The organism is Telluria mixta (assembly GCF_029223865.1).
Lineage (GTDB): Bacteria > Pseudomonadota > Gammaproteobacteria > Burkholderiales > Burkholderiaceae_D > Telluria > Telluria mixta.
Map to the genome: position 1 here is coordinate 1,814,265 of NZ_CP119520.1, position 11,961 is coordinate 1,826,225.

At 66.2% G+C, this 11,961-nt stretch carries 13 protein-coding genes; 1 reads left to right on the top strand and 12 read right to left on the bottom strand.

The features are described from left to right. Window positions 1-161: 161 nt before the first annotated feature. A complete protein-coding gene (locus tag P0M04_RS08030) occupies window positions 162-929 on the top strand; it encodes a GIN domain-containing protein (protein ID WP_259448368.1) in 768 nt (255 codons plus the stop codon). Window positions 930-958: 29 nt separating this feature from the next. On the opposite strand, the gene P0M04_RS08035 is transcribed toward P0M04_RS08030, so the two are convergent. From P0M04_RS08035 to P0M04_RS08090, 12 genes are all read right to left on the bottom strand, one after another. Further along, window positions 959-1,282 (bottom strand): BON domain-containing protein, encoded by a 324-nt coding sequence (locus P0M04_RS08035; RefSeq protein WP_036231147.1) that lies wholly within the window; start codon window positions 1,280-1,282, stop codon window positions 959-961. Between the two features lie 91 nt (window positions 1,283-1,373). After that, window positions 1,374-2,468 carry a LytR C-terminal domain-containing protein gene (locus P0M04_RS08040; RefSeq protein ID WP_259448369.1) on the bottom strand — a complete coding sequence of 365 codons (1,095 nt, stop codon included), beginning with the start codon at window positions 2,466-2,468 and terminating at the stop codon, window positions 1,374-1,376. A 16-nt stretch (window positions 2,469-2,484) separates the two neighbouring features. Then, on the bottom strand, window positions 2,485-3,426 hold the full coding sequence (locus P0M04_RS08045; RefSeq protein WP_259448370.1) for a type II secretion system F family protein: 942 nt from the start codon (window positions 3,424-3,426) through the stop codon (window positions 2,485-2,487). Window positions 3,427-3,436: 10 nt separating this feature from the next. Beyond that, window positions 3,437-4,414, bottom strand: coding sequence for a type II secretion system F family protein (locus tag P0M04_RS08050; RefSeq protein ID WP_259448371.1), 978 nt, complete (start codon window positions 4,412-4,414; stop codon window positions 3,437-3,439). 24 nt (window positions 4,415-4,438) lie between these two features. Further along, entirely contained in the window at window positions 4,439-5,782 is a 1,344-nt protein-coding gene (locus P0M04_RS08055; protein WP_259448372.1) for a TadA family conjugal transfer-associated ATPase, read from the bottom strand. A 19-nt stretch (window positions 5,783-5,801) separates the two neighbouring features. Next, window positions 5,802-6,974 carry a CpaE/TadZ family protein gene (locus tag P0M04_RS08060; RefSeq protein WP_259448373.1) on the bottom strand — a complete coding sequence of 391 codons (1,173 nt, stop codon included), beginning with the start codon at window positions 6,972-6,974 and terminating at the stop codon, window positions 5,802-5,804. 31 nt (window positions 6,975-7,005) lie between these two features. After that, window positions 7,006-7,284 carry a hypothetical protein gene (locus P0M04_RS08065; RefSeq protein WP_259448374.1) on the bottom strand — a complete coding sequence of 93 codons (279 nt, stop codon included), beginning with the start codon at window positions 7,282-7,284 and terminating at the stop codon, window positions 7,006-7,008. Window positions 7,285-7,293: 9 nt separating this feature from the next. Next, window positions 7,294-8,808, bottom strand: a complete 1,515-nt coding sequence (locus P0M04_RS08070; protein ID WP_259448375.1) for a type II and III secretion system protein family protein — start codon at window positions 8,806-8,808, stop codon at window positions 7,294-7,296. A gap of 59 nt (window positions 8,809-8,867) precedes the next feature. Beyond that, a complete protein-coding gene (gene cpaB, locus P0M04_RS08075; RefSeq protein ID WP_259448376.1) occupies window positions 8,868-9,722 on the bottom strand; it encodes a Flp pilus assembly protein CpaB in 855 nt (284 codons plus the stop codon). After that, entirely contained in the window at window positions 9,719-11,086 is a 1,368-nt protein-coding gene (locus P0M04_RS08080) for a DUF8689 domain-containing protein (protein WP_259448377.1), read from the bottom strand. The genes cpaB and P0M04_RS08080 overlap by 4 nt, the downstream gene beginning before the upstream one ends. A 94-nt stretch (window positions 11,087-11,180) precedes the next feature. Beyond that, complete coding sequence (locus P0M04_RS08085; protein ID WP_259448378.1) at window positions 11,181-11,705, bottom strand: A24 family peptidase; 525 nt, start codon at window positions 11,703-11,705, stop codon at window positions 11,181-11,183. A 58-nt stretch (window positions 11,706-11,763) separates the two neighbouring features. Next, entirely contained in the window at window positions 11,764-11,946 is a 183-nt protein-coding gene (locus P0M04_RS08090) for a Flp family type IVb pilin (RefSeq protein ID WP_259448379.1), read from the bottom strand. Between the last annotated feature and the right edge of the window lie 15 nt (window positions 11,947-11,961).

The window sequence follows — 11,961 nt, forward strand, 5'->3', positions numbered from 1 at the left end:
TTACAGCGCAATCGATTCGATCTCGCCGACCCAGTGGCCGGCGGCCAAGATGCGATTTCACGGCCTGTACCGCCAATGCTGCGTTCTGTCGCAATCGACGGGTTCCATGCAGGGTGTTTGCCTATAGTGATTCCATCAGATCACTATTTGGAGACCCCGACATGAACAAACTGATCAAGAGCGCTTTCCTGGCCACCAGCCTGGCCGTCAGCGCGCACGCAGCCGTGGCCGACGACCTCGTCCGCGAAAACCGCAACGTGGATGCGAATGTATCGAAGGTGCGCCTGGGCGGCGTGATCCGCCTGAACCTGCACCAGGGAGCGACGCCGTCGCTGGTGGTGTCGGGCGACCGCCGCTACGTGACGAAAGTGACGACCACGCAGCGCGGCGACACGCTCGTGATCGATATGGAAAACAATACCCGCTTCGAAGGCAACAGCAAGAACGAGCTGCGCGCCGATCTCACCGTGCCGAACCTGCGTGAATTCGTGTCGCAGGGAGTCGGCTCGAGCGAGGTCACCGGCTTCAGCGGCGACAAGCTGAAGCTCGCGCTGGACGGCGCCGGCGCCGTGCGCTTCACGGGACAATACCGCGACGTCGACGCGCGCCTGGGCGGCGTCGGCGGCCTCACGCTGAACCCCGGCCAGGCCGACCGCATCGAATTGCACCTGGGCGGCGCCGGCCATATCACCGTGGCCGGCCAGACCAAGGTCTTGCGCGCGCAACTGGGTGGCGTCGGTGGGCTCGACGCTCAACAATTACGCGCGGAAACCGTCGATCTGGACATGACCGGCCTCGGCGGCGCCAGCGTGTACGCGAAAACGGCAGCCAACGTCAATCTGAGCGGCATGGGCTCGGCCACCGTCTACGGCAAGCCGGCCACGCGCAACGCGACGACGAATGGCTTCGGTAAGGTGAGCTGGCAATAAGTCAGCTCACGATAAGCAGCCGGAAAGAATCAGCGGATGACCGTGTCGTTCTTGACGGACTTCACGCCGTTCACGCCACGCGCGATTTCCACGGCTTTCTGGGCGGATTCGCGCGAATCGACGAAGCCGCTCAACTGCACCGTGCCCTTGAACGTTTCCACCTGCACCTGGGTCGCCTTGACCGTCGGATCGGCAGCGAAGGCCGCTTTCACCTTGCCGGTGATCACGGAATCGTCGATGTATTCGCCCGTACCTTCGCGGGTCGGCGTTGGCGCGCAGGCGGCGAGCGAGACCAGCAGCGAGGTCGCGAGAACTGACTGGGCAATGGCGGACTGAAAACGAGTGAGCTTCATGGCGATTCTCCCGAGTTATCAAGAATTTTATTATTCCGAATTTCGGTGGAGTCTGTCGCCCGCTACTGTTGTGAAAACGGCACTGCAACGTTCAAGGGGCATCAGCCCGGCCCGCCTGCGCCATGAGCGGACCCGACGGCGGTCTTTCGACGATGCGCTGCAGCGGCAAATCGTGGCCGATGACGAGGCGCACGTCGGCGTGCCCGGCCATACCGACCTCGACCGGATCGCCGGTGCCGACCTGCCGGGCCAGGCGTTCCGCCGTCGTCCGGAAGGCTGACTGGTACTCGACGCGGGTCTGACGCACGTCGAATCGCTTTTCATTCATCAGTCGCACCACCTTCAGTCCCGGATCGCGCAATTGTCGTGACACAAGGCGAGCCAACCCCTGGCGCCCATTGCCATTGCTGATCTCGAGCCTGGCGACCGCTTCCGGCACGAGCGGCTGGGCGGCCGCACCGTCGACAGGCGCGCCATGCAGCGCGGTGACTTTTGCCGGCATGCGGCGCAATTCGAGGATGCCGTCGTCCCTGCGGATCACTTCGACGGACACCCAGGCGTCATCGTCGGGGCGCCGGTCGGTCTTGACCGCCTGCTCGATGGCCGGCAGGCGCGTGCCGCCGTTCGCCGTCGCATAATCGGCGCGGAAGTCGTGCTCGCGCAAGGCCTCGGCCTGGCGCAGCATCTGCTGGCCGCGCTCTTCCCGACCCAGCTTGACCAGCGCCTCGCCCAGGTATTGCCAGGCGCGGTGGTTGAGCGGGTCGAGCAGGCAGGCTTTTTCGAGCGCGACCTGGCCCTCATCCAGGTCGCCACTGAGCAGGTACGCATAGCCCAGGTTGGAAAACAGGAAGGCGGATGCGGGGCCGGACGCCATGGTGACGTCACGCGTCAGATCGCGCCAGATCGGGATCGCGTGCGCGAAATCGCGCTGTTCGGCGTAGGCGATCGCCAGGCCGTTGCGCGCATTGACATGCGTGGCGTCGATGTGCAGCGCGGCCTGGTAGGCGGCGATCGCGTCGTCGTAGCGGCGCGCGAGGTACAGGTTGCGGCCGCGCAGATAACTGTCATCCGCCGCCGGGGGCGCGGACGTGCCGGCATTCGGCTGCAGCGATGGACTGCTGCAGGCCAGCAGCAGCACGCCGCTGCACAACAATGGCAGGCTGTAGAGGCGGATACGCGCGCGCATGACAATCTCCGTTCGTTCAGTGGGAACCGCCGAGGGTGCTACCGAAGAGCTTGGTGATCTGAATGCCGGCAGGCCCCAGCAGTACCATCAACAGGGTCGGGAAGATACAGAAGATGAGGGGAAACAACAGTTTCAGTCCGATCTTGGCGGCCGCCTCTTCCGCCACCATACGGCGCTTGCCACGCAGCGTGTCCGAGTACACGCGCAAGGCGTCGCCGATGCTGGTGCCGAAGCGCTCGGACTGGATCAGCATGGCGACGAGCGAGTCGACGTCGTCCAGCCCCACGCGCAGCGCAAAATTGCGCAGCGCCTTTTCTTTGCTGAAGCCGGCACGCATCTCCATCAGCACCAGTTGCAATTCCTGGCCCAGCGTGACGCTCTTGATATGGATCTCGGTGGCGACCTTGACAAACGCACGCTCGAGGCTCAGGCCCGCCTCCACGCACACCGTGAGCAGGTCGAGCGCATCGGGAACGTTTTCGAAGATGTCGCGCTTGCGGCGCTTGACGACGCGGTCGAGGATCATGTTCGGCAAGTAATAACCGCACGTTGCCGTGAGCAGCAGCAGGAACAGCATGCCGAGATCGGCGATGGCGGCGGGTACGAAGGCCAGCACGATGCCGACCAGTGCGGGCAGGCCCAGCGCGAGGGCCGTCTTCGATGCGAAGTACAGCGTCGGCGCCGCCGGGTTGCGCCAGCCGGCGTTCATGAAACGCGTGCGCAGCGCCGACTTTTCCCAGCCCTCGTCCGGCACCGACAGTTTGGTGAGCGGCTTGGCGGCGCGCGCCACGCGTTCGATCCAGCCGCTGCGCTCTGCCTGGGCCTGGTCGGCGCGGCCCATGAAGCTCGCCAGCCGGGCACGCAGCGCGGCCGGCGCGAACAGCACCGCCGCGAGCCATGCGAGGCAGCAGACGACCACGAAGACAATCAACAGGAACAGAAGCTGCGCGCGAGTCATCGATGTCTCCTCAGATGTGGATGCGGATCACCTTCTTCAGCCAGATCACACCGATGATGATCATGACCAGCGCCATCCAAAGCATTTTCACGCCCAGCGGATCGCTCCACAGCACCATGACGTAAGTGGGATTCACCAGCAAAAGCATGGCCCCCACGGCGAACGGCAGCAGCCCGAGGATCCACGCCGACATCCTCCCTTCGGCCGACAGCACGCGCACCTGCGCCGCCAGCCGCAGCCGGCTACGGATGATGTGGCTGATGTTGCTGAGAATCTCGGCCAGGTTGCCGCCGGTCTCGCGCTGGATCAGGATCGCGATGACGAGGTAACGCAGGTCGGTCAGCGGAATACGCGCCGCCATGTTGTGCAGCGCTTCGCCCAGCGGGACGCCGTAGTTGATTTCCTCGCGCGCGATGCGGAACTCGCCGCTGAGCGGTTCCGGCAGCTCGTTGCCGACGATTTGCAGCACGTTCGAAAACGAGTGCCCCGCGCGCAGCGCACGCGCGATGAAGTCGGCGGCGTCGGGCAGTTGTTCCTCGATGCGCGCGAGGCGGCGCATGCGCGCGCGCCGCACCAGCAGCAGCGGCACATAGGCGCACAACAGCACGATCCCGACGCGGACCGGCAGCGGCAGCGGCCACTGCAGCACGAGGTAGGCGGCCAACAGCATCGTCGCGACAGAGCACAGCAGGAAGCGCTCGACCGACCACGCGATGCCGGACTGCACGAGGAGCCTGTCGAGGCGGTGCGCGAAACGGAAGCGCTGCAGCAGGCGGTCGACCAGGTCATGCCGGCCGAACCGGCGCGACTTCAGGATCGAAATGCGTTCGGCACTGCGGCCCTGGTTCCCCGACATCAGCTGCAGCCGGCGCGCGATCCGTTGAGCGCTGGCGCCGTGCGTGCTCACCCACCATAGATAGACGCCTTCGATACCGAGGATAACGGCGGCGAACAGGAAGACGATGAATCCGTAGAAGAGGATGTCCATGCGTGACTTTCGCGGCGATGCGGTTCAGGTGAACACGCGGTCGGGGTCGAAGGTGTCCTCGGGTACCGCGGCGCCGAACATACGCAGGCGGTCGGCGAAGCGCGGCCGCACGCCCGTGGCGCAGAAATGGCCTTGCACCTTGCCGTCCGCGTCGATCCCCGTCTGCTCGAAGCGGAAGATTTCCTGCATCGAGATGATGTCGCCTTCCATGCCGGTGATTTCCTGCATGCTGACGACCTTGCGCGTGCCGTCGGCCAGGCGCGAGGCCTGCAGGATCACAGTGATTGCGGAAGCGATCTGCTGGCGGATGGCACGCGGCGTCAGGCTCACGCCGGCCATGCCGACCATGTTCTCCAGGCGCGCAAGGGCATCGCGCGGCGTGTTCGCGTGGATGGTCGCGAGCGAGCCTTCGTGGCCCGTGTTCATGGCCTGCAGCATGTCCAGCGCTTCCGATCCGCGCACCTCGCCCAGGATGATGCGGTCCGGGCGCATGCGCAGCGAGTTGCGCACGAGCGCGCGCTGCGTCACTTCGCCTTTGCCTTCGATGTTCGGGGGACGCGTTTCGAGGCGCACGACGTGCGGCTGGCGCAGCTGGAGTTCGGCCGCGTCCTCGATCGTCACGATGCGCTCGTTGCCCGGAATGAAGCCGGAGATCAGGTTCAGCATCGTCGTCTTGCCGCTGCCGGTACCGCCCGAGATCAGGATGTTCACCTTGGCGAGGCCGAGGCTCTCGAGCACCTTGATCATCGGCGGCGTGACGCTTTTATAGTCGAGCAGGTTCTGTACCGTGAGCGGCGTCGCGCCGAAGCGCCGGATCGACACCAGCGGCCCGTCGACCGCGAGCGGCGGGATGATCGCGTTGACGCGCGAACCGTCCGGCAGGCGCGCATCGACCATCGGACTCGATTCGTCCACGCGGCGGCCGACGCGCGAGACGATCTTCTCGATGATCTTCATGAGGTGCGCGTTGTCGTGGAACGAAACGTCGGTGAGCTCCAGGCGGCCGCGCCGCTCGACGTACACCTTGTCATACGTGTTGACGAGGATGTCCGAGATGGTCGGATCGTTCAGCAGCGGCTCGAGCGGGCCGAAGCCGAGCATCTCGTGCTGGATGTCGAGCACGAGGTGGTGGCGCTCCTGCTGGTTCAGCACGATGCGCTCTTCCTCGATGATGCGCTGGACCAGCAGCGCCAGCTCGTGCTTGAACTGCTCGCTCGTCAGGCGCTTCAGGCGCTCCAGGTCGATCCGGTCGAGGATCATCTGGTGCATCGTCTTCTTCAGCTCCGTGTAGGCTTGTTGCGCCGCAGCCGCTACGGGCTGATGCTGGCGCTCCTCGTCCGTCACGGACAGGCGTTCGCGCAGGGACATGGACGGCTCCTTGAAAAAATCAATCGTCTTCGCCACGCCCGAACAGGCGGTCGAACAGACCCTTGGCCTCGGGAATGCGGCGTGCGGTCACCACTTCGACCAGGTCGGCCAGGCTGCGCGCAGCGGCGCTGCCCCGCGCCAGCTGCAGCACTGGAATGCCCTGGTTGACGGAATCGGTGACGGCGATGTAATCGTTGGGGACGGTGTGCAGCACTTCCGCGCCCAGCGCCGCGTGCAGGTCCGCCAGGCGCAGCTTGCCGCCCTTTTCGTAACGGTTGACGATCAGGCGGATGTGGTCGGTCACATAGCCGAGCGAGCGGAAGATGTCGAGCAGGCGCCGGGCGTCGCGAATGTCCGGCAGGGCCAGCTGCAGGACCGGGTAGATCGCATCGGTGGTGTCGAGCGCGCGCAGCGACACCGCGTCGATCTGGCGCCCGACGTCGAGCAGGATGTAGTCATAATGCTGGCGCGCGACGCGCAGGATCGTGTCGATGTGTTCGGGCTTGGCTTCGGTCGTCTGGCCCGGGTCGTCGGCGGCCGCAAGCACGCCGAAACCGGGCGCCACGTGGACGAGGCACGATTCCAGAAACGGCCCGTCGATGCGCGCGATCTGCTGGCACACGTCGGACAGCGTCATGGCCGGCCTCTGGTCCGACACGTACAGCGTGGCGTCGCCGAACTGGCGATGCAGGTCGATCAGCAGCACCTTCTTGTCCGCCAGGGTGGCCAGCGCGTAGCCGAAATTGGTGGAGATGAAGGTAGCGCCGCTGCCGCCCTTGCAGGCGATGAAGGCAAGTATCTTCCCATCGCGCATCGCGGCCACGCCGGCGCTGGCTGCGATACGGTCGATCGCCTCGTGCAGCGCGCGGTGCACCAGCGGCAGTTGCAGGACTTCGCGCACGCCGGCGCGCATGGCGCGGATCAGGAGATCGGGGTGGTGATTGTCGGTCATCAGCATGAAATGCGCTGCCGAGTAGTGGCGGGTCAGGCGCTCCAGCAGGTCGCCGTCGGCGGCATCGGCATCGCTGATGTCGACGATGATCAGGCTCGGCGCATCAGGCAGCGGACGTTCGAGCGCATCGCGCAGGCTGACACGGCTGGCGCCGACATTCAGCGGCGGCACGCGGGCGGCGCCTTGGGACGCGATCTCCGCGTAAAGCTGGGTGTCGCGGCTGATCAGGAGGGCTTTCATCGTGGTCCTTGGGACGGCATTCGGAAAAGGGTCACTTGCTGCCCACGCCGCTGACGACCAGGGCCCTGATGGGTTTCTCCGGTTCCTTGAACGAATTCTCGTAGCGCTCGTGGGCGATGACGGCGGCGGCGCCTTCCATGCCGGCGGCGGGATTCGTATTGGCCGCGGCGGCCGGATCGAGTACCTGCGCCGCCACGTTGGCGCGCACGGCGGACCCGAACTGCTTGTCGAAACGCGGGGTCGCGCTGCATCCGTACAGCAGCATGCCCGCCAGCGCCACGCACGCCGTTCCCTTGCATCTGATGGCCATTGCTCTCTCCTATTTCAGTTCGAAACCGCCGGGGCTTTGCGCCGCAGGTGTCGCCGGCGCCGGCAGCGACACGACTGCTGTCGTCTCTTTCGGCGGCTTGCCTTCCAGGCGACCGCCCAGCATCACGCTCGCACGCGACGGCTCGCCCACCTTGTCGGTCGGGAGCTCGTAGCTGTTGCCGGACAGGGGCTTGACGAGGTGCGCGGTGATCACGAATACCAGTTCCGTGCGGTCCTGCTGATAATCCGCGCTGCGGAACAGGGCGCCCAGCACGGGCAGCTCGCCCAGCACCGGCAGCCCTTTCAGGTTGGCGACCAGGTTGCTCTTGATCAGGCCACCGATCGCGAAGCTCTGGCCGTCGTACAGCTGGACCGTGGTAGTGGCACGGCGCGTCGTCACGACCGGCAGGATGGCGGTGCCGTTGAAGCCGGTGGCCGACAGGCCGATACCCTCACGCGACAGCTCCGACACCTCGGGCGCGACGCGCAGGTTGATGCGCCCGCCGCCCAATACCGTCGGCGTGAAGCGCAGGCCGACGCCGAATTCCTTCTCTTCCAGCGTCACCCGGTTGTTATCCTGCGCGACCGGGATGTAGAACTTGCCGCCCACGAGGAACGTACCTTCCTGGCCGCTGATCGCCATCACGTTCGGCTCGGCCAGCACGCGCACCAGGCCATCCTGCTTCTCGGCTGCGGCGGTGAGGTTGCGGTCGGCACTCTTGCCCACCGAGAGCGCGCCATGCGCCGTCCCGGTAATGAAATTCGACAGCAGCATGGCGCCCCAGCTGCCGGAACTGAAGGTCCAGCGGGTACCGCCTTCCAGGCGGTCGAGCAGGCTCTTCGACACTTCGGCGATCTTGACTTCGAGCTGCACCTGTTGGGGGGCGCGCACGGACAGCATGTTGACAATCCGCGCCGCGGCCGCTGCCGCACCGCCCTGGTTCTGGCCTTCATGCCGGCTCTGGCTCGTCGCGTCTTCCTTGTCGGGCACCGTCAGCGCGCGCAGCGGGCGCCGTACGTACGCAGTGGCCAGTTCGACGGCACGTGCGGCAGCGACGGTATCGCTCACGGTGCCGGTCAACACGAGGGCGTCGGATGCGGCCAGCACGTTGACCTCATGCTCGTCCGGCATGGCCGTGGCCAGCATCGCCTGCAGGGCCGCTGGGTCCATGGCCACGGTGATGTCGACCACACTGCACAGGCCGCTCTTGCCCTGGATGATCATGTTGGTCGTGCCTACGTCGACGCCGGCGATGTACAGCGTGTCGGGCGCCACCATCAGGGCCTGCACGACGAGCGGGTTGCCGACGCTGCGGTGCTGGACCGGCTCGGGCAAACGCATCAGGCTGGACTTGCCGACCTGCAGGGCCAGCTGGGCCGGCTTCGCGGCCTCGCCTTTGCAGTTGGGTCCGGCCTCGGCACGCAGCGGCGTGGCGCCGGTCGGGTTGTCCACGGGCTGGGCTTTCGATTTGGCGGCCGCGCCTGCGGGTCCGGTAGCCGCCAGCGCCAGGCCGGCGGCGAACAAGCAACGAAGCAGCGGTGATGGCGTCAAGCATCCGTTCATGGCTTTACCCTGGATGAAGTTCAGAAGCACTCCTGCGACATGCGCAGGCCGTTGAGCACGGTGACACAATCACGCCGCACCGGCGCCGCCACCTTGACCACCACCGGCGCGGGACGCATGGCCGGGGCGGGCTTGGGCGCGGGCTTGCGCGGCGCGGGCGGCGGCGCCTCGGGCAGCAAGGTGAGCTTGGTCGCGCCTTCGGTGCTGGCCGCCTGCGGATCGACCTGGTTGCGCAGGGCCAGCGACAGCGTGCCCACGCTGCGCGCCAGGTCGAGCTTTTCGGCCTGCTCCGGCGTCACTTCCAGCGTGACCGCGTTGACGACCTTCGGCTTGGTCTCGTCGCGGTTGACTTCCTGGGCGATGGCCAGCACGAGGATCCGCTCCAGCACGATCTTCGAGATGTTCTGCTGGCGGGCGTCGACACCGGGAGGCACGTCCTTCTGGGTACTGACGATGATGTCGACGTAGTTGCCCGGCAGCGCGAAGCCGGCCACGCCGATCACGTCGTTCACGCGCACCGTGATCGCGCGCTTGCCTTCCGTGATCAGCGCCGACAATCCGCCGAGCGTGCCGGCCGGCGCCAGCTTGGCCTCGCTGACCGGCTCACCCATCAGCAGGTTCGTCTTGAGAACGCGCCCGCCGAGTTTCTGCGGATCCGTGAAGGCGCCTTTCGGGACGCTGTCGGCAGGCCAGTCGGCCGGCTTGAACATCTCGGGCGCCAGGCGTTGGCCGAGGCTGATGTCGGTGGCGGCCACGAGGATGCGGCCGCTGCTGCTGCCCGGCTGCTTCAGCAGCCAGCGTGATGCGAACACGACAGCCGCGAATCCGAACAGGATCGCAACGGCCATGACGAGGATGGCACGCTTGTTCTTCATTTTTGAATCTCCGTCGCGCAAGCGATGAACATGCTGCGCCAGGCTTGCTCGACCGCCGCGATCGTGAGGCGCGGTTCGGTCCCGGCAAAGCCGGCGAAATCGGCGACACGGTCGAGCAGTTCGCCCGGATAGCAGGCCAGCAGCGCGCGCCCGGATTGCGGGTGCAGCCGCTCGATCAGGTGGTCGACCGCGGCATCCTCGACATCGATGCGGCGCAGCCGGCACTGGCGGCACAACAGGGCGCGGTAGGCGCCCGGCGACCACGCGCCGATGTCGGCCTTGTAGCCGATGCGGCGCAGCGCGGCGTCATCGAATACGCTCGTCGGGGCCAGGTTGGTTGCGAACACCACGGCGGCATCGAACGGCACCAGTTCCGCCTGGCCGCCCTGCAGCGACAACTGGTCGGTTCCCGCGTCCAGCGGACCGATGAAGCGGTTCAGCAGCTCGGCCGCGGCGATGCGCTGGCGGCCGACGTCGTCGAGCACCAGCATCCCGTTGTTCGCCTGCAGGTGCGGCGGTGCATGGTACACGCCCTGCTCCGCGTCATAGCGCAGGTCGAGCATGTCGCGCCCCAGTTCGGCGCCGACGTGGACGAGCGGACGCTGGCACACGGTCCAGCGCGCATCGCAGCTGCGCCGTTCTTCCTGCTGGCGCGCGATCGGCGGCGGTGCCACGTGCACGGCGGGATCGTACAGGCGGATCACCTGGCGCCCGGCCATCAGCGCATACGGCACCGCGATGGGACCGGGCAGCAGGCGTCCGAGCTTGCGCGCCAGCGTCGTCTTGCCGCCGCCGGACGGTCCGTACAACAGCAGCGATCGGCGTGCGTACAGTGCCGCGCCCAGCACGTCGCGCGCGGCCTGCGACAGGCCCTCGTCGCCCAGCGCGCCCGCCAGTTGCGCGGGTGTGATGCGCTCGGCATCCGCGTGGCGCAACGCCTGGCGTTCAACCACGGCGCGATACGACGCGAGCGTGACAGGGGCCGGGCCGACATAGCCGCAGCGCGCCAGGGCGTCGACGGCGCTGCGCTGGCCGTGCGCGGTCAACTGGTACTGCATGTCGATGTCCGACTCGCCGCACCACGCCACTTCCACCTGCTGTTCCGCGATCAGCGGATTGAGGACCTCGCGCAGCACGCTGATCGACAGCCGCAGTTTGCCGGCCAGATGGGTCAACGGGGTCTTGCCGCCGGCCTGGATCGCCTTGAGCACCAGATCCGTCACGAAGCGCGGTTCAAGTCCGGTATCGCGCACGGTTTTCGCCTGGCGCGGCAGGACTGGTGCGATCTCCGGACTGCCCGGCGACGCGGGCTGTACGGCCCGCGATGCCGCCGCGGTAATGCCTGTCGATAGCGTTTCAAACATCGGAGTCCCCTTGCCTTGCTTGTTTTCCGAAACAGGTCAAAATCATTCTAACTACCGGTCTTTTGGCCACCCTTGAGCTTTACCAAGAGCGGACTCATCCATATTGAGTGACCAGAACGACGATCGTGCCGGCCGCGATGGCCAGTCCATAAGGCATCGAACCGGCGCTTTGCGGGAGCGCCGTGTCCGCTGACTTCGTGCCCGTGGCAATGAATCCGGACAGCAGGTGCCCGATATTGACGAGGGCCAGTCTCAGGCGGCTGCGCACCAGGATGAGCAGCAGCGCCATCACGCCGCCGGCGCACCAGGTAAGGATGGCAATCTGGAATGCTTCGGCCGGGCCGGTGAAAAAACCGATCACGGCCATCATCTTGACGTCGCCGGCTGCCATGCCACGCACCAGGTAGAACGGCAGGAAGATACCCAGGCCCAGCAGCATGCCGGTGAATGCGGACAGCAGCGCGGTGCCCGGTTCAGCGGACAAGGCGTGCAGGAACAGCGCACCGGCCAGCCCGGCGAGCAGAAGACGGTTCGGGATACGCCGCGTCGCCAGGTCGTTAACAGCGGCAATGCTTACCATGAGCAGCAGCAGCGCATCGCGGTATTGTTCGATTTGCATGACAGCTCCCAAAAAAAAGCCCTCCGGGCCCGAAGACCCGGAGGGCTGCCCTGCTACATCAGGCGGTGCCGTTGACCTTGGCAGAGATGTCCGAGAACAGGTCCGACAGGTCTCCGCCCAACGTTTTCGCCGTAGCAGCCACCGCTACGCCGATGAGGGCAGCGATCAGGCCATACTCGATGGCCGTCACACCGTTTTCGTCGGCAGCGAAGGTTTTGACTGCAGAGATGAAGTTGCTCATGACAAACTCCCATAT

What these genes read in the sequence shown, in the direction of transcription:
- P0M04_RS08030 (WP_259448368.1), top strand. Translation starts at nt 162, where the DNA reads ATGAACAAACTGATCAAGAGCGCTTTCCTGGCCACCAGCCTGGCCGTC.
- P0M04_RS08035 (WP_036231147.1), bottom strand. Translation starts at nt 1,282, where the DNA reads ATGAAGCTCACTCGTTTTCAGTCCGCCATTGCCCAGTCAGTTCTCGCG.
- P0M04_RS08040 (WP_259448369.1), bottom strand. Translation starts at nt 2,468, where the DNA reads ATGCGCGCGCGTATCCGCCTCTACAGCCTGCCATTGTTGTGCAGCGGC.
- P0M04_RS08045 (WP_259448370.1), bottom strand. Translation starts at nt 3,426, where the DNA reads ATGACTCGCGCGCAGCTTCTGTTCCTGTTGATTGTCTTCGTGGTCGTC.
- P0M04_RS08050 (WP_259448371.1), bottom strand. Translation starts at nt 4,414, where the DNA reads ATGGACATCCTCTTCTACGGATTCATCGTCTTCCTGTTCGCCGCCGTT.
- P0M04_RS08055 (WP_259448372.1), bottom strand. Translation starts at nt 5,782, where the DNA reads ATGTCCCTGCGCGAACGCCTGTCCGTGACGGACGAGGAGCGCCAGCAT.
- P0M04_RS08060 (WP_259448373.1), bottom strand. Translation starts at nt 6,974, where the DNA reads ATGAAAGCCCTCCTGATCAGCCGCGACACCCAGCTTTACGCGGAGATC.
- P0M04_RS08065 (WP_259448374.1), bottom strand. Translation starts at nt 7,284, where the DNA reads ATGGCCATCAGATGCAAGGGAACGGCGTGCGTGGCGCTGGCGGGCATG.
- cpaB (WP_259448376.1), bottom strand. Translation starts at nt 9,722, where the DNA reads ATGAAGAACAAGCGTGCCATCCTCGTCATGGCCGTTGCGATCCTGTTC.
- P0M04_RS08080 (WP_259448377.1), bottom strand. Translation starts at nt 11,086, where the DNA reads ATGTTTGAAACGCTATCGACAGGCATTACCGCGGCGGCATCGCGGGCC.
- P0M04_RS08085 (WP_259448378.1), bottom strand. Translation starts at nt 11,705, where the DNA reads ATGCAAATCGAACAATACCGCGATGCGCTGCTGCTGCTCATGGTAAGC.
- P0M04_RS08090 (WP_259448379.1), bottom strand. Translation starts at nt 11,946, where the DNA reads ATGAGCAACTTCATCTCTGCAGTCAAAACCTTCGCTGCCGACGAAAAC.